The sequence below is a fragment of the Pseudarthrobacter arbutini genome (assembly GCF_054510915.1).
The window spans coordinates 22994-41766 of record NZ_JBTNDQ010000012.1 but is presented as its reverse complement, the minus strand read 5'-3'; the positions used below and the strand labels follow the sequence as shown (position 1 = coordinate 41766).

Sequence of the window (18773 nt, the reverse complement as noted above, 5' to 3'; positions counted from 1 at the left end):
CCTGACCTGGTCAGGCCGACAGGTTAAGGCAACCAGGCTAAGGCAGACCGGCGACCCTACCCGGCCGGGCCTGGGTTCAGGCGGCCGGGTTGAGCGTCATCGGGCACACCGGCCTCAGGCGATGCGGGTTCCGCGTGCCAGCCTGTGCGCCGGAGTTCGCAGCGAGCGCCAGCCCAGCCACATCAGCAGCCCGGCAAGCAGCAGCTGCAGGCCGAGCCCCAGCGGCCACAAGGGAGTGGACTGTGCCAGGTACTGCGGCTTGGCCTCCCCGTTGGCGCAGGGGTAGGTGCCCTCCGGACCGGCCATGGCGTAGCGTGCACCCTGGCTGATGGATTCGATGGCCCCCACCGGTGACGACATTCCGTGGCCACTGTTGACGCGGACCGTGTAGGGGATGGCATCGGCCACGACCACGTAAGGGTTCATGGCCAGCATCCACGCCACCCTTTCGGTGCGAACTGCTGGCTGGGCGCGCAGCGGTCCGGAGCAGGTGTACTCCGGTTCCTGCGGCGCTGTTTCGTCGGGTACCGGCTGCAGCGGTTCGTAGTTGCGGTACTGCGCTTGGTTGGCCATGATGGTGCCCTGCGAGAGCCCGGTGCCCAGGCCGAAGGCAATCAGGGAACCGAAAACCAGCCCGGCCACGGCAAGGTACGTGACGACAATCGAGAACAGCGGCCGCCCCGCCAGCGCGGAAATTCCGACGCCGATGGCACAGACCACACCCACCTCAACCGCGAGCATCAGCAGGGCCACGATGACATGGCCGGGCGTCATGCCGCCGAGGGCCACTCCAATGACCAGGAACGGCGTGCTGGCAACCAGGAAGGCCAGGGCGGCGGCCCACGCGGCGAAGAACTTGCCCCACAGGATCTGCCCGGGACGGAGCAGGGTCACCTGAAGGATGGCCAGGGTCCCGCCGGCGCGGTCGCCGTTGACGGCATTGGCAGACAGTGCGGGCGCCACCAGCAATGCGAAGAGGAGGACAAAGGCCAGGACCACTTCGAAGATCATTGACCCCGGTCCCTGGTCGGCCGGCAGAAAGTTGGAATAGGCGCGCTGGGCTTCGCGCTGGGCGTTCCAGCTGGCCCACGTCAGCCACGTCACCAGGCCCGTCAGGATGAACCAGATGGCCAGCATGATGTACCAGCCGCGGGACCGGAGCCGCTGCTTGAGTTCCAGGACCACCACATCCAGGATGCCAGCAAGGTAGCCGGCACCAAAGCCGGAAGCCGGCGGGCGCTGCGTTGGTTCTGTCTGCTGGCTCATCGCCGCTCCCCCTCAAGGTTCATGTAAGTCTCTTCCAGGGCACCCGAGGCGGGGGCAAAGGAGCTGACCCCGACGCCGGCCAGCACCAGGTCGCGCAGGAGGCGGGCGGCGTCGTCGTCGTTAAGCAACACCAGGCTGACGGCCGGCCGGCGGCCGTCCTCAACCCGGAACGCCAGGCCCAAATCCGTGAGTTTGGCGGCGAGCGCTGCGCCGTCCGTTGCCGAGATGGCGTAGCGCCTTCCGGAGGCGGCAGCTGCGTCCGTGGTCTGGTGCCGGACCGTCTTCCCTCGGTTGACGAACACCGCTGCGTCGGCAATTTCGTCCAGCTCGCTGAGCACGTGGGAGGAGACCACAATGGACTTCCCCTCCGCCGCAAGCTGCCGCAGCATCACCCGCAGCTCCACCCGCGATCCCGGGTCCAGGCCTGACGCCGGCTCATCGAGCAGCAGCACGGACGGATCGTGGATCAGTGCGCGGGCCAGGCTGAGGCGCTGCTGCTGCCCCCGGGACAGGACACTGGCCGGCTGGTCTGCAAGGTCGCTCAGGCGGACGCGGTCCAGCATCTCGGTGACGCGCTGCGGGATTCCGGCCTTGGGCAGCCGGTAGAAACGGGCTATCTGGGTGAGAATCTCACGGGCGGTCAGGGACTCCCACACGCCCAGGGTGTCCGGCATCCAGCCAATCCTTTTCCGCACTTCCGCGCGGTGGTGCTGCGGATCCAGCCCATCCACCGTGACAGTGCCGGAATCCGGCGCCAGCAGTGAAGCCAGCATGAGCAACAGCGTGGTTTTACCGGCACCGTTGGGGCCGATCAGCGCGGTGACTTTTCCCGCCGGAGCATGGAAATCCATGTGCTCGACGGCGTGCACCTGCCCGAAGCTGCGGCTCACCGCGGTGGCGCTGATGCCGTCCTGGCGCGGGCTTTCCGGCTGGGCCGGAATGCCTATTCTGTCCCAGTTTTCTGTCATTTCCCGAGCACCTGTCCCCCAAAGCCGTTCATGCATACTGACTATATGAGCCTACGCCTGAGCCGACGGGCGCAGTATCCGTCGGAAGGCTGAGATTTGGACACAATTCCGCGTCCGGCCACAGGCGGCGATAAACTGGGCTGACACGTCACGCCGTCCAGCCGCAAGGCCGTGCCTGACCTCCAGAACTCCGATTGATCCAGTGAAGGTACGCGCATGAGTACGCCCACTTCCGAAGTGCACACAGCAACGCAGCCACAGGAGCTGCCCGAAGGCACTGCCGTGACCAAACAGCTGATTGTGCAGAAGTTCGGAGGCTCCTCCGTGTCGGATGCCGAGGGCGTCAAGCGCGTCGCCAAGCGCGTGGTCGACGCGCAGCGGGCCGGCAACGAAGTGGTGGTGGTCGTTTCGGCCATGGGCGACACCACCGACGAACTGCTGGACCTCGCCGCCCAGGTGACCGACTCCGCCCCCGCCCGCGAGATGGACATGCTCCTCTCCGCCGGTGAGCGCATCTCCATGGCCCTGCTGGCCATGGCCATCAACAAGTTCGGCGCCTCAGCACAGTCCTTCACCGGCTCCCAGGCCGGCATGATCACGGACGGCATCCATGGCAAGGCGCGCATTATCGACGTTGATCCGCACCGCATCCGCACGGCCCTGGACAAGGGGCACATCGCGATCGTCGCCGGCTTCCAGGGCATGAGCCGTAGCACCAACGAGATCACCACCCTGGGCCGCGGCGGCTCGGACACCACCGCCGTCGCGCTTGCGGCCGCACTCGACGCCGATGTCTGCGAGATCTACACAGACGTTGACGGCATCTATACCGCGGACCCCCGTGTGGTGCCTTCCGCCCAGAAAATCGACACCATCTCCAGCGAGGAAATGCTGGAACTCGCGGCGTCCGGTGCGAAGATCCTGCACCTGCGCTGCGTTGAATACGCGCGCCGGTTCGGTGTTCCGTTGCATGTCCGGTCCTCATTCAGCCAGAACGAAGGCACCTGGGTCATCCCCAGCGCCGAAGACAAGATCACCACTCAAGAGGGAGTTGCCTTGGAGCAGCCAATCATCTCCGGCGTTGCACACGACCGTTCCGAAGCCAAGGTCACTGTGGTGGGTGTACCGGACATCCCCGGCAAGGCGGCCGCGATCTTCCAGGTCATTGCCGACGCCCACTCGAACATCGACATGATCGTGCAGAACGTTTCCACGCACGGCACGGGCCGGACGGATATTTCCTTCACGCTCCCCATCGTCGAAGGCGCGGAGGCCCTGGAAGCGCTCAAGGCCGCGCAGCCGGACATCGGGTTCGAGAACATCGAATACAACGAACAGATCGGCAAACTGTCCCTGATCGGGGCCGGCATGCGGTCACACCCGGGCGTCTCCGCGACGTTCTTCAAGGCCCTGTCCGATGCCGGGATCAACATCAACATGATCTCCACCTCGGAAATCCGGATCTCCGTGGTTACACACGCCGATCTCCTCGATGACGCCGTCCGGGCAATCCACAAGGCCTTCGACCTGGACAGCGAGGACGAGGCAACCGTCTACGGCGGCACCGGGCGCTAGCCCTTAGCCTGCTGCACCATCACAAAGATGTTCTGGAGGCCGGATCTGCCGGCCGCCAGAACATTTTTCTGTTGGGGGAAAGCGGGCAACTCAGCCCTGTTTGTCCAATTCTTCGCGGCGCACGGCGTAGTGATGACCTTCGGAATCGGATTCCACCACGAAGTGGGAAAGATCCTCGTCAGAGGCCTGCTCGAAGTCATCATGCTTGTGGACCACGGGCGAATCCGCGTCCAGACGCGTTGCCGGCCCGAAGACAAAACGGAGCCTGTCAGTCGCGTGCATAAAACCGGTGAGCGCATGTCCCATTGTTTCCACCCCCTTCCCGCGTTGCGGGCGAAAGAGCCGCTACCTCCTTTTGGAGTCAGTGCCCCTATTTTACGCCCGCCGCCCGAAAAAGGGTCTGGTGAGGTTGGGCATGGTGGGGAGGCCGGGGATGGTCAGCGGAGGGACTGGTCGTCCGGGTTCCTGGGTACAACATAGGTGCTGCCGTCCGGGCGGGTGACCGTTTCCCATTGCTGGGTTTCCCGCTCGCGCTGAACCAGGAGTGCCCGGTTCTCTTCGGTCATGTCATGCACCAGGGAACTGCGGTTGGCCGGGCCGAAAATCGCCCTGAGCTTGCCGGTTGCGCGCATGAACCGCTGGGATGCGTTGCCCTTGTCGGCTGAGTTGCCTTTGCCCATGAAAGTGACCCCTTCGATAGAACCCGATTACCCGCTCCAGTGTACGCTAACAATTAGTGCACTAACTATTGGAGGAATGTTATGACGGTACGGGCCGGCGCTGCGCGGCAGCAGGACGATGACCTCCTCTTGGAGCAACAGCTCTGTTTTGCCCTCACCGTGGCATCCAGAAGCGTGGTGGGCGCCTACAAGCCCGTCCTCGAAAAGCTCGGACTCACCCACCCGCAGTATCTTGTGATGCTGTGCCTGTGGGAATCAGCACCCCGCACCCTGCGCAGCATCAGTGAAGCCCTGGCGCAGGCCCCGGCCACCATCTCACCTCTTCTTCGGCGGCTGGAGGAGGCCGGCTTTGTCACCCGCCAGCGGGTGGACGGAAACGAACGCACCCTTGCCGTGGGCCTGACCCCGGCCGGCGCCGCGCTGCGTCAGCAGGCCATTTCCGTCCCGGGCACCATGATGGAACGCCTGGGGCTGACCCGTGAGCAGGTGGGCGCGCTGCACAAATCCATGATGGGGCTCATCGCCGCCACCGCCGGATCCAACGGGCAACCCGTCGGGGAGTAAATGCGGCAAGGCGTAAAATGGCAGCAACCTAGGAGGGTCCATGCGTTTGCGAACAGTACGGCCATTGCTGGCGGTCCTCGCCATTGCCGGGCTCGCCGCCTGTACGGGCACGCCTGACGGGAACGGGACTTCATCCGCCAGCCCCACAGCCAGCCCCACAACCAGCTCCTCCGCCAGCCCGGGCACCTCCGGGTCCCCCGCTCCGGACACCGAGACCACCGTCCCTGCGCCGTCCCCTTCCGCACCCCCGGCCCCGACGGCAGGCCCCGGCGCCGGCAACGCCGAACTTGCCATTATGGTCAAGCCCTCTCCCACCGAAACCGCGGTGAACTACACGCTGGTCTGCCGCGACGGCCTCCCCACCGCTGAGAGCAAACACCCCAGGCCGGAGGCTGCCTGCGCTGCCCTCAAGAACAACGCGGCCCTCCTCAGCCCGGCTCCCAGAAGCAAAGACGTGGCCTGCACCGAACAATACGGCGGCCCGCAGACCGCCACGGTCACCGGGATTGTGGACGACACTCCGGTGGATGCCGCGTTCGCGCGCACCAACGGCTGCGAAATCGGCGCCTGGGACGCAGCCCAGGACGTCCTGGGTGCCAGCGGTGGAGCAGTTTAGCCTGCTGACGGCCGATGCCTGGCGTGCCCGCGAAGAAGCGCACGCCCAACGCGTCCGCCGTTACTCGGATCCCTACCTTGCCCGCCGCTCGGCAGGTCGGAAGCACCCGGTGGAGGACTTTCTTTTCACTTACTACACCCAGAAGCCTGGCCAGCTGCTGCGCTGGCACCCGGGAGCCGGCGTCGTACTGACCGCTGAAGCGGCGTCCGCCCGCATGGGCTGGAAGCACTACAGAACGCTCGACGACGGCGAACTCGCCTCCCTTGGGCTGCCGCCAGGAACCCCTGCCGTGACATTTGACCGCGCCCGGTTCCTGGCCGACCGGCACGAGGCTGTGGCCTTCGCGGACATCATTCTTCGCGGCACCGCTGCCCGGCCCGCGCAGTTCGGCTGCTTCGGGCTGCACGAATGGGCCATGGTCTACCGCCAGGACAAATTCGACCTGCGCCATGAATACCTGCAGCTGAGGCTGGGTTCGGCCGGCACGGACAAAGTGGTGGAGGACAACCGTATCCGGTGCTCACACTTCGACGCCTTCCGCTTTTACACGCCCGACGCGATTGCACTGAACGAACTGGCGCCCAGCCGCGAAAACCAGCGGCACATGGAACAGCCGGGCTGCCTGCACGCCAACATGGACCTCTACAAGTGGGCGTACAAACTGCTGCCCGCGCTTCCCAGCGAACTGGTCATGGATTGCTTCGAACTATCCTGGCGGATCCGGGCCATGGACATGCAGGCCTCCCCCTACGACCTCGCGGAGTGGGGTTACCCGCCCATTCGAATCGAAACCGCGGAAGGCAAAGCGGCCTACGTTGAGCATCAGCGCGCCTTCGCTGGTGAGGCTGCTGCGCTCCGAGGGCGCCTGGCGAAGGCCTTGGCACCGCTTAGAACTGCGGGGACAGTATGAGGGACCTCGAGCTGACCATAAGGGTCACGGAAGACCCCGACTCCCCCGAGTACGAGTTCCGGCTGATAGTCCGCGATGGCCGCCCTGCCGACGGTTGCACCGTGCCCGATCCCGCAGCAGCGTTGTCAGCGATGGATCGCTTCGGTGAGGACATCTTCTTTCCCAAACCGGGCCCCCCGAAACTCTGCACGCAGCAATACGGCGGGCCGCAGGTGGCCGTTGTGACCGGCTCCATCAACGGCCGTCCCGTCAGTGTGACTTTCCGGCGAACCGATGGCTGTGAGATCTCCCGCTGGCGCGCCATGGCTCCCCTGCTCGGTGGGACAACTGGTTCCCGCGGCGAAATCTGACCATCGGCGGCAGCCACCGCAAAACGGGAACGCCGCCGGAACCAAGCGGTCCGGCGGCGTTCCCATGCCATTGCTGAAGGGCTAGAGATCCATGTTGCGGTTTCCGGAGAACTCCGGAACCTCCTGCTTCTTCTTTTCCTTTTTGACCTTGTCCTTCTTGTCGTTGGCAGGGTCACCGGCAGTTTCATCAGCAGGGACCACCAAAGCACTGCCTGGTGTGACAACCACAGAGACGAAGGTGGGCGCGCTCGAACCGGCGAACGTCACCCGGCCGATATACGAGCCTTCAGCGAGATCCTTCCACTGGAGCTTCAGAATGCCCGACTGGCCGTTCCCGAGCCGCAGCGGATTGGGGGTCACCGTGGCATTTCCCACGTTGGCTCCCAGCACCGCAGCGTCCACGGACGCCTTCGTGGGCTGCCCATTGGGGCTTGCGTAGAGGTTCACAAAAATCGTGTACACGCCCGGAGCCGGGTTCGGAACCGAAATTGATTCACTGGCAGAGGCCGTCTGGGCCAGCAGGGCCTGTCCCGCCGGGTTGAAGACCACCATGTCGAAGTCGGCGGCCTCGTCCGAGGAAAAGACGGAGAACTTTGCCAACGGCGATCCTGCCGGAACGGTGACCTCCTTGGCGAAGTTGGACGCGTCCGTATCCAGGGCCAGCGGCCCTGGCACCAATTCGATGGCCGAGGAGTCGGCCTTGGACAGGCCGTCCAAGGTGATGTTCACGGGCGCGTTGGTGCCCGAAACCACCGGAATGTCGCCCTGCCCCTGGCCTCCTTCCGAGGTAAACGCCAGGTTTGCCGGTGCCACCACCGACTGCGGGCGGACGGCCACCGGCGATGCCACATTCTTGCCGGCACCCTGCCAGATGAGGTTGCCCATGGCAAACTGCCCCAGGGCAGCGCTGGTGTTCTCGAACTTGACCTTGAAGGTGCGCTTCTCGCCGGCAGCATTGAAGCTAAGGATCGACGGCGTGACCGTCACCTTGACGCCAGGAACGCTGGCCTTGGCCCGGTAAACGCCCGGGGTCAGCGCGGTGACAGTCCGCGTGACCTCTGTCTTGCCGGTGAGTGCCCCCAGCGCGAACGAGGCAACATTCATATCCCGCGGTGCGGTTGTTCCGAGATCCGGGATGCCCAGGTCCAGGCCCGTTCCCTGAATGAACTTCAGGTAGTCGTCCTCGGAATTGTCGTAGACCAGGCCGGGATCCAGGACCCGCGCAATGTCCACCTGGCCAGCGCCGGTGGCGAACACGTCACCGTTCCGGCTGCCGTCTGCGTTCTTGATATCAGCTGCCGTGGTCATCATGGCGGACTTGACGGTGGCCGGAGACCATGTGGGGTTCTTGGCCAGAATCAAGGCGCCAAATCCGGCCACGTGCGGCGCGGCCATCGACGTCCCGGACATCATGCCGAACTGGTCGCCGCCGGAACCGATGGGCGACACACCTGCCAGCACTGCCACACCCGGGGCCGCCACGTCAGGCTTGAGCAGATCCGAGCCGGTAGCGAGCAGCGGGCCCCGGGAAGAGAAGCCGGCAATCTGCGGCTGCGGCACGGCCGGAAGGCCGGTGGTGTCCGTGTTCACCAGGGAGACCTTGATGCCGGGGTTGGCGATGATCTTGTCCTTGATCTGCTGCGTGGCCGGCGGGTTCACGTGCACTGTGGGGACTGCGTGGCGGTCAAGGTCCTCGGAGGAGGTGGTTACGTTGACCAGAATCATGCCGATGCCGCCGGCGCGCTGCACCTCGGCGCTCTTGGCTACGCGGTCCACCACCCCGCGGTCGCAGACAACAATCTTCCCTGTCACCTTGGCGGGATCCAGCGCATTGGGTGCGCACAGTTCCGGGTTTGCTGCGCCGGCGGCTGCGGCACTTGCCGCCAGCACAACGTTGCTCGCAGGAACGGGAGCGGACATAAGACTGGCGCCGCGGTACTTGCTGCCGTCCTCAAATTCGACGGTTCCCTGCAACTCCGTGGAGAAGGAGCTTGCGGCCACTGTGGTCAGCCACGGAGCGCCGTGGTTCACGGTGCTTGCCGTGGGTCCCGAGTTTCCGGCGGATGCGGCAACAAAGATTCCGGCGGACGCCGCGGAAAGGAAAGCCAGGGAAACCGGGTCCGTGGTGGTTGAGGTGCTGCCGGAGATGGAGTAGTTCAGCACATCCACACCGTCCAGGATGGCTTGATTGATCGCGGCCACGGACGCGGAGCTGTAGCACCCGCCGGTGGCCGGGTTGTCGTCCTCCCAGCAGACCTTGTAGACGGAGATCTTTGCCGCCGGCGCCACGCCGCCGGTGATGCCCATATCGGTTGCACCAAGGTTGGCCCGGACGTTCGCGTTGCCCGCTGCGGTGCTGGCAGTGTGCGTCCCGTGGCTTCCCACATCCACAGGCGAAATCAGCTCTTCGGGCGCGCGGTTCTCCGGCGCCACGTACGCCATGTAGTCGTCAGCGAAGTAGCGGGCACTCAGGACTTTGGAGTTGCAGGCACTGCCGTCAAACGCCGCCCCGGTCCCCTGGCCCTTCTGGCACTCACCGACGAACGTATCGCCGTCGGACTTGACCATGGCGATGTTGCCGTCCGCGGTGCGGTACGGGGCGCCCACCTGGGCCTGGCCGGCGAGAGGTTGCACGTCGTCCCCGGCGAAGAACGGGTTGGAGGGCGTGTAGCCGGAGTCGATAACGCCCACTACGACGCCTTTGCCGGCATTTTCCTGCCCGCCGAAGGCAGTCTTCCAGAGGCCGTTTTCTCCGCTAAGCCCAAGGAAATCCGTGCTGGAGTAATCCGGCGCGTTCTCCGTGTCCGGTGCCACCACCAGGACGGCCGGGTCCTTGGCGAGCTTAGCGGCCTGGTCGGCGGTCAGATCGGCCGAGAACCCGTTGATCGCAGCGGTGTACTGGCGCTTGATCCGGACGCTTTCGGACCCGGCCACAGCGTTCTGCCTGCCCTCAAGGTGCGCCTGGTACTGCTGGACTTCGGGCCGGTCGGCGTCAAGCTTTCGGCCGTTCTGGGGCTTCGTCGCCGCGAGTCCGGGAGACCCGCCGTCGTAGGTGGCCGCCGGCTTCTCTGCAAGCACCACAATATAACGGCCGGCGGGGTAGTCGCCGGGGTTGATCTTCTTTGCTGCCACTGCCGTGTTGGCTTCAGCGGGCGCCGCGGTAGCGGGGCTCATCGCTATCGAAGATAGGAGCAACGGCAAGCCCACAGCCAATGCCGCCGCCTTCCGGAGTCCTCCGCCCCGAATGAGGCTTTTTCCAGTTGATTTCACGAGCGACTACACCTTTCACGAGGAACGGCCGGCCACGTTGCCGGTCTGGAGCAGCTGGGAACGGCACACGGTATTACAGGTTTTGTAATACTGTGACCAGCCGTTACAAACAGTACAGACTGAGAGCTGAATATGACATAGGACACATCGGGCGTATACGTCAATCATGCAGCTACAAGGCGGAGGCGGGAAGGCACAAAAGAAGACCCCCACGCGGGCCGGACTTTGGGTAGTCCAGCTCGGCGCGGAGGTCTTCGTTGGTGTTAGGAAACGACGACGGCTCAGCCCTTGGGCGTCACCTGCAGGCGCTCGAAGGAGACCTGCTTGCCGTCCTTGTCCAGCACCACCACGTCGTCGCGGCCGCTCTGCACACCTGAGGGCAGGATGAACTCCACGGTGTTGTCGGTGGTGGGGAAAATCCAGCCGATCCGGTAGCTCTTCTTGTTCAGGTACACGTAGTACCACTGGCCGTAGTCGAGACCCTTCAGGGTCACCTTCTGGCCGTTGCGGTACTTGTCCTGCGTGCCGAGGTCGAACGGAGCCGTCTGTTCCTCGAGGTCCTGGACGGCGAGGACGGGGACCGTCTCGGGCTGCGACGGCTGGAGAGCCAGCACCAGCGCGCCGCCGGTCACCGTGGCGGTGACTTCCTTGGCGCCGTTGGTGGCAGTTGCCGCGAACGAGACCGCGTCGAGCCGGCCTGCCGCGATGTCGGCTGCGGTCAGGACGTGCTCGCGCGTTGCCGTCACGGTCCCGCCAACGGCCAGGGCGTCCTGGCTGATGGAGGCGTCCGGGGCACTGAGCCCGGTCAGGGCGACGTTGCCGGCGTTGCCTACGGTGTAGGCGTATGAGACGGTATCGCCTTCGCTGGCGAAACGGTCACCGTCGGCGTCGCTCCACTCAGCCGAAACGGTGCCTTCCAGTTTGGCGTCGCGGACCTTCAGGTCCACTTCGCCACCGTCGACCGTGTAGACCTTGCTGCTCTGGCCTGCGGAACTGACTTCCCACGTGGTCTTCGGAACGAAGTAGCCCTGCTCCGCCTCGGCAGCGGTCACGGTGTGGCGCGGCGTGGCGCAGGTGTAGCCCTGGCCGGCCGGCAGCACGCCGTAGCGGCAGTTGCCCGGGCCTTCGGGAACGAACGGGCTGAAGTTACCGGCAGTGGGGACCACTTTTTCCACGAACAGGCTCGTGTTGCTCACACTGAACGTGTACGGGAAGGCATCGCCGGAAGCGTACGGTGCGGTGGCGAGGTCACGGCCGGAGTCCGCACGGGCCCCCGTGATGCTGGCCACGGCAAGGTTGTTGAACCGGCAATTCGGAACACTGGGTGCGCCGGGGGCCGGCGGCAGGAAGCCGGTCTCAAAGTTGCCGGATGTGGGCACTGAATTCGCCGTGACGTTGGCGGTGCTCTTGACGTCGAACGTGTAGCCCAAGACGTCACCCGCCTGGTAGGGGCTGGCGATGACGTCGCGGGCCGGAGCCGTTCCGGTGATGGTGAGGCCCACCTGCGGAGCTGCCGGGACAGTGGCGGTGAAGGTGAACTGCGAAACCCGGCCATCCGCCGTCGTAAAGGCAGCGTTCAGTTCTGCGGACCGCTGGCGTTCGCCGGTGCGGTCAGGTCCACATTGACGGTGGCCGAGGCGCCGGGCGCGACGTCGGGCACGGGCACCGTGGTGGCGGTCCAGCCGGTGGGAGTGTAGACCGTGGCGTTGGCGCCGGAAAGTGTGGTGGCCTCCTGGTTGGTCACGGTGACCGCTGCCTGCTTGGTGGCGCCGGCGGTGGTGGTGAGTGCCGGTACGGACAGCGGGGCGCAGGCGTAGTTCAGCCAGGCGTCGTCGAACTTCGCGAACTGGATGTTGTCCGTGTAGTTGCCTTCATACAGGACACCGAACGTGCCGTCCCCGAGCCGGGACACGGTGGAGTAGGCGGAGAAACCGGAGCGGACGGTGCGCACACCAGGCCAGGTGGCGCCGTCGTCGCACGAGATACGGGCAGAGACATTCTCGCGGCCGGTCTTGGAATTGGAGTTGGTGAAGATGAGCTTCTTGGCGTCCACTGAGCCCTGGGCCGCGGCCGGGAACATCCGGGCGATGGAACCGTTGTTTGCCGGGTCCGGCAGTTCGGTGTCCTGGGTGATCGGACCATAGGTGGCGCCGCCGTCAGTGGAGATGGCCACCTTGCGGTAGCCCTGGTTGGCGTTGTCGCGCGAGTTCAGCAGTACGCGGCCGTCGGAAAGTTCCACGGTCTTGTTCTCGTCCATGCGGTCGCCCACGTTGGCGCCCTTGTGCCAGGTCACGCCGTGATCGTCCGAGTAGACGCTGTAGGCCTGGATCTTGTTGGTGCCGTCGGCCTGGCGCACATCGCCGGCGTACTGCTGGACCAGGCGGCCCTTGTACTGGCCGTACTTGAGCTGGATGCCTTCGCCGGAGGACGCGAAGTTGGAGCGGATATCGCCGGCCACGGGACTGGTCTTGCTGGTGCCCGGCTTGGTGACGTTGGTGATGAGCCTTGGCTGCGTCCACGTGACGCCGCCGTCGGAGGATTCGATCACGGCGGAGGAGATGACGCTGCGGTCGGCGTCGTTGTTGCCGAACTGGCCGCCGAAGAAGCCCTGGTCCTTGGAGTACACGAACAGCGCGAAGACCTTCCCGGCCTCGGCGTCGTAGATGTAGGAGGGATCGCTGTAGCCGTATTTGGGGCCCGTGGCGTCGCCCACGTGGCCGGCGGCGATGACCTGCACGGGGCCCCAGGTCTGGCCGCCGTCGGTGCTGCGGCGCTGCACGATCGAGTTGGGGTTCGGAGCGTCTGCGGCGCTGCGGGGGCGGCCCACGAGGCGAGCACCACGTTGTTGCCCAGGTAGGTCAGGGCCGGGATCCGGTAGAAGAAGTTCGCCGCAGTCCGGTCGGCGCCGATGTTGGCCTCCGCGAATGAGCCGGGAGGAGCGGTGGGCTTGTTCGGGGGATCGGTGCCGCCTGCGCGGCGATCCCGGATCCGGCCAGCAGCGCCAGCGCTACCAGCCCGGCTCCTGCGGTCCGGCCAATACTTCGGTGCCTGTTCCGCCTAGTAGAAATTCGCAAATCCATATCCTTTCAAGGCGCCGCGGGGCGGCGGATCGGGAGAATTCGGCCGTGAGGGCGGTCTTGGCACCAAGGGGATACCACCTGCCACATACGACGTCCTAGGACCATAGTGTTTAGAACGTCACATGGCTAGGACTTTCCGGAAGAAGCTCGGGAGAGGCCTGGGACAGGGCGTTCGGGATCAGTACATTTTCAGCAGGGCAGCCGGCGCAGGGGCACGTGCAGCGGGGCACAAAAACGGGCGCCCCCGTTCAGGGACGCCCGGTTGAGGTTTGGGCAAAGACTTGAGGCCTGGATAAGGAGTGGGCGCCTACTGCCTGGGCGTGCGGACCACGTCGCTGATCCACTGGCGGGTCTTTTCGTCCACGGGGCCGGCCACGCGCGTTTCCCGGGCAGCCCGGTCCGCCTTGATCTTCTGCACAACCATCCGGCCCAACCCGGCAAAAACGGCCACGGCCATCATCGGCAACAGCAGAGATTTCGATTTTTCAGCCATGCCGCAATCCTAGTGACGCTTGCTCCGCGAGGCCATAGCCGCCGTCGTCCTCCACCTCCCGAAAGCCCGCCCAGCCGCGATGACTGTGGCCGATCCCACCGAATACAGGGTGCGGCGCTCGGCCCGGTAGAATGGCCTAGCAAGCTCGCGGAGCGCCCGTCCACACTGTTCGAAAAAGAACGTCCCCAGCATCCCGGAACGGCGTAAGACGGCGTGACTCCGCTGCGCCCTTACCCAATGCTCACGCACAGGAGTTGCCGGATGCCCCGGATCGTTGTTGACGTCATGCCCAAGCCCGAGATTCTGGACCCGCAGGGGAAGGCCATCGTGGGTGCACTCCCCCGTCTGGGCTTCACCAGCTTTAGCTCTGTCCGCCAGGGCAAGCGCTTCGAACTGACGGTTGAGGGCGAGGTGACCGACGCAATCCTGGCCCAGGCCCGCGAAGCCGCCGAGACCCTGCTGTCCAACCCCGTGATCGAAGACGTCGTCAACGTCGAGGTCGTCGAGGCCTGAGATGACTGAACTTCCCTTGATCGGCGAGGCAATCGCCGTCGCCGCCGAGCCCTGGCTCGCGGGTGCCCGGATCGGCGTTGTCACCTTCCCCGGCACCCTTGACGACCGCGACGCCGCCCGTGCAGTCCGCCTGGCCGGCGGCACCGCAGTGCCGCTCTGGCACGCCGACACCACCCTGGGTGACGTGGACGCCGTCGTGATCCCCGGCGGTTTCTCGTACGGCGACTACCTCCGCGCCGGCGCAATTGCCCGCTTCGCGCCGCTGATGTCCAAAATCATCGACGCCGCCAACTCCGACGCCAAGCTGCCCGTGCTGGGCATCTGCAACGGCTTCCAGATCCTGACCGAATCGCACCTGCTGCCCGGCTCCATGATCAAGAACGACCACCTGAAGTTCATGTGCCGCGACCAGGTCCTGCGGGTGGAAAACAGCAACACCGCCTGGACGCTGGACTACGAGGCCGGCCAGGAAATCACGGTTCCGCTGAAGAACCAGGACGGCCAGTACATCGCCGACGAAAAGGTCCTGGACGCGCTTGAGGCTGAAGGCCGCGTGGTGTTCCGCTACGTGGGCTTCAACCCCAACGGCTCCCGCCGCGACATCGCCGGCATCTCCAACGCCGCCGGCAACGTGGTGGGACTCATGCCGCACCCGGAGCACGCGGTGGAGGTCGGCTTCGGCCCCGAATCCCTGGACGGGATCGGCGGCTCCGACACCGACGGCCTGGGTTTCTTCACCTCCGTACTGAACAAGATTGTGGGAGGCAACAAATGACCGAGATCAATTCGGTGGTCGAGCCTGTCGAGACCAAGAAGTTCAACATTGACACGGTCGAGAACGCTGCCAAAACGCCGGACACCGAACTGCCGTGGGCCGAACTGGGCCTGAAGCAGAACGAGTTCGATGAAGTAGTGAAGGTCCTGGGCCGCCGCCCCACCGGCGCCGAGCTGGCCATGTACTCCGTGATGTGGAGCGAGCACTGCTCCTACAAGTCCTCGAAGAACCACCTGCGCCAGTTCGGCGAAAAGGTGACCGACGAGATGAAGAAGGACATGCTGGTGGGCATCGGCGAGAACGCCGGCGTCACCAACCTGGGCGACGGCTGGGCCGTGACGTTCAAGATCGAGTCCCACAACTCGCCGTCGTTCGTGGAGCCCTACCAGGGTGCTGCCACCGGCATCGGCGGCATTGTCCGCGACATCATCTCCATGGGCGCCCGCCCGGTGGCCGTGATGGATCCGCTGCGCTTCGGCGCCATCGACCACCCGGACACAGCCCGTGTGATGCACGGTGCCGTTGCCGGCATCGGCGGCTACGGCAACTCGCTGGGCCTGCCGAACATCGGCGGCGAAATGGTCTTCGATTCTGTTTACCAGGGCAACCCGCTGGTTAACGCGCTGGCTGTCGGCGTGATGCGGCACGAGGACATCCGCCTGGCCAACGCGTCCGGCAAGGGCAACAAGGTGGTCCTGTTCGGTGCACGCACCGGCGGCGACGGCATCGGCGGCGCCTCGGTGCTGGCCTCCGAGTCCTTCGACGACACCAAGCCGTCCAAGCGCCCCGCCGTCCAGGTGGGCGACCCCTTCGCCGAGAAGGTCCTGATCGAGTGCTGCCTGGAGCTCTTCAAGGGCTCGCTGGTTGAAGGTATCCAGGACCTCGGCGCCGCTGGCATCTCCTGCGCCACGTCCGAGCTCGCCTCCAACGGCGACGGAGGCATGGAAGTTGAGCTGACCTCCGTCCTGCTGCGCGACCCCACGCTGACCCCGGGCGAAATCCTGATGTCCGAGTCGCAGGAACGCATGATGGCCGTGGTCACCCCGGAGAACATCGCCGCCTTCGAAGCTGTCATGGACAAGTGGGCCGTGGAGTACTCCTGGCTCGGCGAGGTCACCGACACCGGCCGCCTGATCATCACCTGGGACGGCGTGGTCATCGTGGACGTCGACCCGCGCACCGTGGCCCACGACGGCCCCGTGTATGACCGCCCGTACGCCCGCCCCTCATGGCAGGATTCCGTACAGGCCGATTCCTTCACCGGCTCAGTGCAGGACACCGGCCGCCCCTCCGCCCCCGCGGAACTGGCTGCCGCCGTCACCGAGCTCGTGGCCTCGCCGAACATGTGCAGCAAGGACTGGATCACCAACCAGTACGACCGGTACGTGGGCGGCAACACCGCCCTGGCGTTCCCGGACGACGCCGGCGTGGTCCGCGTGGACGAGGAAACCGGCCTGGGCGTTGCCCTGGCCACCGACGCCAACGGCCGCTACACCTACCTCGATCCGTACCACGGCGCACAGCTGGCGCTGGCCGAGGCCTACCGCAACGTGGCCACCTCCGGCGCCGTGCCCATGGCCGTCAGCGACTGCCTGAACTTCGGTTCCCCCGAGGACCCGGACGTCATGTGGCAGCTCGCGGAGTCCATCCGCGGCCTGTCCGACGCCTGCATGGTGCTGGGCATCCCTGTCACCGGCGGCAACGTCTCGCTCTACAACCAGACGGGCACCACACCCATCCACCCCTCCCCCGTGGTGGCAGTGCTGGGCAAGCTCGACGACGTCGCCCGCCGCACGCCGTCGGGCTGGCGCGAGGACGGTCAGGCCATCTACCTGCTGGGTACGACGGCGGCAGAACTGGACGGTTCCGAATGGGCCAACATGCGCGGTCACCTCGGTGGGCTGCCACCCAAGGTCGACCTCGCCGCCGAACGCGAGCTGGGCGAAATCCTGATCAACGCATCCCGCGACGGCATGGTGGACTCCGCGCACGACCTCTCCGAAGGCGGCCTCGCGGCAGCCCTGGTGGAGTCCGCACTGCGCTACGGCGTGGGTGCCCGGATCGCCCTGCAGGACGTTCTGGACCGCGACGGCGTGGACCTGTTCACGGCGCTGTTCTCCGAGTCCCAGGGCCGCGCGGTTGTCGGCGTGCCCCGTTCGGAAGAGGTCCGGTTCAAGGACATGTGCACGGCCCGCGGCTTTGCCCACACCCGCATCGGCGTGGTGGACGCAGCCAGCGGCAACCTGGAAATCAACGGCGTGGACACCATGTCCCTGGCCGCCCTCCGCGAAGCCCACGAGGCGACCCTGCCGAAGTACTTCGGCTAGTCTTTCCTAATTGCAACGCGGGGTCACTTTCCGCCCAATAATCCCCTTGGGATGGGCGAGAAGTGACCCCGCGTTGGTTTAATCGTCGCTGCGGAGCTCCCGCTGCCTTGAGCTGAGCAGTTCAAACTCGGGCCGGGCGGCCACAAAGCGTTCGACGGCGGTGAGCACCTCCACGAGGTGCGCCCGGTCTGCTGCCACCAGGCCGGCGCCCACCTGCGAGCGCCGGTACTGGTCGTGGTCCCCCACCTCCGCGACGGACACGTCGAAGCGGCGCTTGAGCTCGGCCAGCAGCGGCCTGATAACGGAGCGCTTCTCCTTCAGGCCCTGGACATCGCCTAGGAGGATGTCGAATTCAATCCAGCCGATCCACATGCAGTAATCGTATCGACTGCTCCGACGGGGTCAGATGGTCAGTTCGCCCATCCGGTCCCAGCCGTCGCCGTCGAGCTGGCGGCTGATGATGTTCGGCGTCTCGGCCAGCGCCTGCGGCATGTCCGCCATGGCCTGCTTGAAGTGTGTGCTGTTGACGTGGTCCCCTGCGGCGTCGTCCTTGAAGGCTTCCACCAGCACGAACTCGTTGGGGTCATCCACACTGCGGGACCAGTCGAACCACAGGTTGCCGGGCTCCGCCCGGGTGGCCTGGGTATAGGCGTCGACGAGGCCGAGCCAGCGCTCGGACCAGTCGGGCTTGACCTTGAATTTCACGACGATGAAGATCATGCGGTATTCCTTCCGTTGCAGGGGTGTGGGTTGTTCAGCCTGCGGCCAGGGCAAGGTCACAGGCCTGGATGGCCTCCCGTGCAGCCTGCTGTTGCGCCGGGGTTCCTGCCCGTTCCGCCCACTGTTCGGCCAGCTGGAACTCCACCAGCGCCTCGGTAAACCGGCCGGCGCCGTGGAAAGTCCAGCCGAGGTTGTTGTGCAGCGCCACCATCCAGCGCCGTGTGTGCGGATCGTGGGCGGTGGACGCGTATTCGAGGGCGCTCCGGGTCCACAGCTCAGCATGGGCGGAGTCTGCCAGGGCCAGCATGTGCAGCGCGTCGACGGCGAGGAACTCCTCGCCGAGGTGGTCGCCGAGCTCGGCTGCCTGTTCGAACAGGGGCACGGCCATGGCGGCGTGGCCGCTGGAGTTCAGGACGCGTCCGCGTTCCAGCAGGATGCGCACTCCGACGGTGGGTTCTTCCTCGCCGTCCACGGAGTCCAGCAAGGCATCCGCCTCCTCGTAGCGGCCCTGCAGGCCAATGGCCCGGCCAAGCTGCGTGGCGAGTTCGGCCTTTTCGTCGGTGTCGTAGGTCGGGTCAGCAAGGGCGTCCCGGAAGCGCTGTTCGGACAGCTCGGGATCCCCAAAATTCCATAGGCGGTCAAGGGTCGATTGGTCCAGCATGTACC

The 18773-nt window shown here is 65.6% G+C and carries 17 protein-coding genes and 1 pseudogene; 8 read left to right on the top strand and 10 right to left on the bottom strand.

Translation table 11 applies throughout. The features are described from left to right. Nucleotides 1–114: 114 nt before the first annotated feature. Both ACX80V_RS14545 and ACX80V_RS14540 read right to left on the bottom strand, forming a co-directional pair. Entirely contained in the window at nucleotides 115–1266 is a 1152-nt protein-coding gene (locus ACX80V_RS14545) for an ABC transporter permease (protein WP_485843741.1), read from the bottom strand. Continuing rightward, nucleotides 1263–2234 carry an ABC transporter ATP-binding protein gene (locus ACX80V_RS14540; protein WP_485843740.1) on the bottom strand — a complete coding sequence of 324 codons (972 nt, stop codon included), beginning with the start codon at nucleotides 2232–2234 and terminating at the stop codon, nucleotides 1263–1265. The genes ACX80V_RS14545 and ACX80V_RS14540 overlap by 4 nt, the downstream gene beginning before the upstream one ends. Before the next feature lie 216 nt (nucleotides 2235–2450). Between ACX80V_RS14540 and ACX80V_RS14535 the strand changes: the two genes are divergently transcribed. Then, entirely contained in the window at nucleotides 2451–3809 is a 1359-nt protein-coding gene (locus tag ACX80V_RS14535) for an aspartate kinase (RefSeq protein WP_058930163.1), read from the top strand. Nucleotides 3810–3899: 90 nt separating this feature from the next. Here the strand turns inward: ACX80V_RS14535 and ACX80V_RS14530 are convergent, their stop codons facing one another. Then, nucleotides 3900–4115, bottom strand: coding sequence for a hypothetical protein (locus ACX80V_RS14530; protein ID WP_248762959.1), 216 nt, complete (start codon nucleotides 4113–4115; stop codon nucleotides 3900–3902). Between the two features lie 131 nt (nucleotides 4116–4246). Further along, complete coding sequence (locus ACX80V_RS14525) at nucleotides 4247–4489, bottom strand: hypothetical protein (RefSeq protein WP_485843739.1); 243 nt, start codon at nucleotides 4487–4489, stop codon at nucleotides 4247–4249. 81 nt (nucleotides 4490–4570) lie between these two features. Here ACX80V_RS14525 and ACX80V_RS14520 point away from each other — a divergent pair, with 81 nt between their 5' ends. Genes ACX80V_RS14520 through ACX80V_RS14505 form a run of 4 tightly spaced genes read left to right on the top strand, consistent with a single transcriptional unit; the run spans nucleotide 4571 to nucleotide 6929 of the window. Further along, nucleotides 4571–5053: a MarR family winged helix-turn-helix transcriptional regulator gene (locus ACX80V_RS14520; RefSeq protein WP_485843738.1), complete on the top strand. Its 483-nt coding sequence runs from the start codon at nucleotides 4571–4573 to the stop codon at nucleotides 5051–5053. A gap of 40 nt (nucleotides 5054–5093) precedes the next feature. Beyond that, nucleotides 5094–5669 carry an SSI family serine proteinase inhibitor gene (locus ACX80V_RS14515; protein WP_058930167.1) on the top strand — a complete coding sequence of 192 codons (576 nt, stop codon included), beginning with the start codon at nucleotides 5094–5096 and terminating at the stop codon, nucleotides 5667–5669. After that, nucleotides 5647–6579 carry a 3-methyladenine DNA glycosylase gene (locus tag ACX80V_RS14510; protein WP_485843737.1) on the top strand — a complete coding sequence of 311 codons (933 nt, stop codon included), beginning with the start codon at nucleotides 5647–5649 and terminating at the stop codon, nucleotides 6577–6579. Before ACX80V_RS14515 ends, ACX80V_RS14510 begins: the two co-directional genes overlap by 23 nt. Next, nucleotides 6576–6929: a serine protease inhibitor gene (locus ACX80V_RS14505; RefSeq protein ID WP_485843736.1), complete on the top strand. Its 354-nt coding sequence runs from the start codon at nucleotides 6576–6578 to the stop codon at nucleotides 6927–6929. Before ACX80V_RS14510 ends, ACX80V_RS14505 begins: the two co-directional genes overlap by 4 nt. Before the next feature lie 81 nt (nucleotides 6930–7010). Here the strand turns inward: ACX80V_RS14505 and ACX80V_RS14500 are convergent, their stop codons facing one another. The 3 genes and pseudogenes from ACX80V_RS14500 to ACX80V_RS14490 all read right to left on the bottom strand — a co-directional run bounded on the left by ACX80V_RS14500 (nucleotide 7011) and on the right by ACX80V_RS14490 (nucleotide 13772). Continuing rightward, entirely contained in the window at nucleotides 7011–10175 is a 3165-nt protein-coding gene (locus ACX80V_RS14500) for a S8 family peptidase (RefSeq protein WP_485843830.1), read from the bottom strand. A gap of 305 nt (nucleotides 10176–10480) precedes the next feature. After that, nucleotides 10481–13279, bottom strand: a pseudogene (locus tag ACX80V_RS14495) (exo-alpha-sialidase). Between the two features lie 307 nt (nucleotides 13280–13586). Then, complete coding sequence (locus ACX80V_RS14490) at nucleotides 13587–13772, bottom strand: hypothetical protein (protein ID WP_058930172.1); 186 nt, start codon at nucleotides 13770–13772, stop codon at nucleotides 13587–13589. A 261-nt stretch (nucleotides 13773–14033) separates the two neighbouring features. On the opposite strand from ACX80V_RS14490, the gene purS reads away from it, so the two are divergent. From purS to purL, 3 genes are read left to right on the top strand one after another with little or no spacing between them, the layout of a single operon-like run. Beyond that, on the top strand, nucleotides 14034–14285 hold the full coding sequence (gene purS / locus ACX80V_RS14485; protein WP_056348600.1) for a phosphoribosylformylglycinamidine synthase subunit PurS: 252 nt from the start codon (nucleotides 14034–14036) through the stop codon (nucleotides 14283–14285). A 1-nt stretch (nucleotide 14286) separates the two neighbouring features. Beyond that, nucleotides 14287–15060: a phosphoribosylformylglycinamidine synthase subunit PurQ gene (gene purQ / locus ACX80V_RS14480; protein ID WP_485843735.1), complete on the top strand. Its 774-nt coding sequence runs from the start codon at nucleotides 14287–14289 to the stop codon at nucleotides 15058–15060. Next, nucleotides 15057–17387 (top strand): phosphoribosylformylglycinamidine synthase subunit PurL, encoded by a 2331-nt coding sequence (gene purL, locus ACX80V_RS14475; protein ID WP_485843734.1) that lies wholly within the window; start codon nucleotides 15057–15059, stop codon nucleotides 17385–17387. Before purQ ends, purL begins: the two co-directional genes overlap by 4 nt. A 78-nt stretch (nucleotides 17388–17465) precedes the next feature. Here purL and ACX80V_RS14470 read toward each other — a convergent pair whose 3' ends face one another. From ACX80V_RS14470 to ACX80V_RS14460, 3 genes are read right to left on the bottom strand one after another with little or no spacing between them, the layout of a single operon-like run. Further along, complete coding sequence (locus tag ACX80V_RS14470) at nucleotides 17466–17759, bottom strand: DUF503 domain-containing protein (protein ID WP_485843733.1); 294 nt, start codon at nucleotides 17757–17759, stop codon at nucleotides 17466–17468. A 30-nt stretch (nucleotides 17760–17789) separates the two neighbouring features. Further along, nucleotides 17790–18107: a putative quinol monooxygenase gene (locus ACX80V_RS14465; protein WP_485843732.1), complete on the bottom strand. Its 318-nt coding sequence runs from the start codon at nucleotides 18105–18107 to the stop codon at nucleotides 17790–17792. A gap of 34 nt (nucleotides 18108–18141) precedes the next feature. Further along, nucleotides 18142–18768: a hypothetical protein gene (locus ACX80V_RS14460; RefSeq protein ID WP_485843731.1), complete on the bottom strand. Its 627-nt coding sequence runs from the start codon at nucleotides 18766–18768 to the stop codon at nucleotides 18142–18144. Nucleotides 18769–18773: the final 5 nt, after the last annotated feature.

What these genes read in the sequence shown, in the direction of transcription:
- ACX80V_RS14545 (WP_485843741.1), bottom strand. Translation starts at nt 1,266, where the DNA reads ATGAGCCAGCAGACAGAACCAACGCAGCGCCCGCCGGCTTCCGGCTTT.
- ACX80V_RS14540 (WP_485843740.1), bottom strand. Translation starts at nt 2,234, where the DNA reads ATGACAGAAAACTGGGACAGAATAGGCATTCCGGCCCAGCCGGAAAGC.
- ACX80V_RS14535 (WP_058930163.1), top strand. Translation starts at nt 2,451, where the DNA reads ATGAGTACGCCCACTTCCGAAGTGCACACAGCAACGCAGCCACAGGAG.
- ACX80V_RS14530 (WP_248762959.1), bottom strand. Translation starts at nt 4,115, where the DNA reads ATGGGACATGCGCTCACCGGTTTTATGCACGCGACTGACAGGCTCCGT.
- ACX80V_RS14525 (WP_485843739.1), bottom strand. Translation starts at nt 4,489, where the DNA reads ATGGGCAAAGGCAACTCAGCCGACAAGGGCAACGCATCCCAGCGGTTC.
- ACX80V_RS14520 (WP_485843738.1), top strand. Translation starts at nt 4,571, where the DNA reads ATGACGGTACGGGCCGGCGCTGCGCGGCAGCAGGACGATGACCTCCTC.
- ACX80V_RS14515 (WP_058930167.1), top strand. Translation starts at nt 5,094, where the DNA reads ATGCGTTTGCGAACAGTACGGCCATTGCTGGCGGTCCTCGCCATTGCC.
- ACX80V_RS14505 (WP_485843736.1), top strand. Translation starts at nt 6,576, where the DNA reads ATGAGGGACCTCGAGCTGACCATAAGGGTCACGGAAGACCCCGACTCC.
- ACX80V_RS14490 (WP_058930172.1), bottom strand. Translation starts at nt 13,772, where the DNA reads ATGGCTGAAAAATCGAAATCTCTGCTGTTGCCGATGATGGCCGTGGCC.
- purS (WP_056348600.1), top strand. Translation starts at nt 14,034, where the DNA reads ATGCCCCGGATCGTTGTTGACGTCATGCCCAAGCCCGAGATTCTGGAC.
- purQ (WP_485843735.1), top strand. Translation starts at nt 14,287, where the DNA reads ATGACTGAACTTCCCTTGATCGGCGAGGCAATCGCCGTCGCCGCCGAG.
- purL (WP_485843734.1), top strand. Translation starts at nt 15,057, where the DNA reads ATGACCGAGATCAATTCGGTGGTCGAGCCTGTCGAGACCAAGAAGTTC.
- ACX80V_RS14470 (WP_485843733.1), bottom strand. Translation starts at nt 17,759, where the DNA reads ATGTGGATCGGCTGGATTGAATTCGACATCCTCCTAGGCGATGTCCAG.
- ACX80V_RS14465 (WP_485843732.1), bottom strand. Translation starts at nt 18,107, where the DNA reads ATGATCTTCATCGTCGTGAAATTCAAGGTCAAGCCCGACTGGTCCGAG.
- ACX80V_RS14460 (WP_485843731.1), bottom strand. Translation starts at nt 18,768, where the DNA reads ATGCTGGACCAATCGACCCTTGACCGCCTATGGAATTTTGGGGATCCC.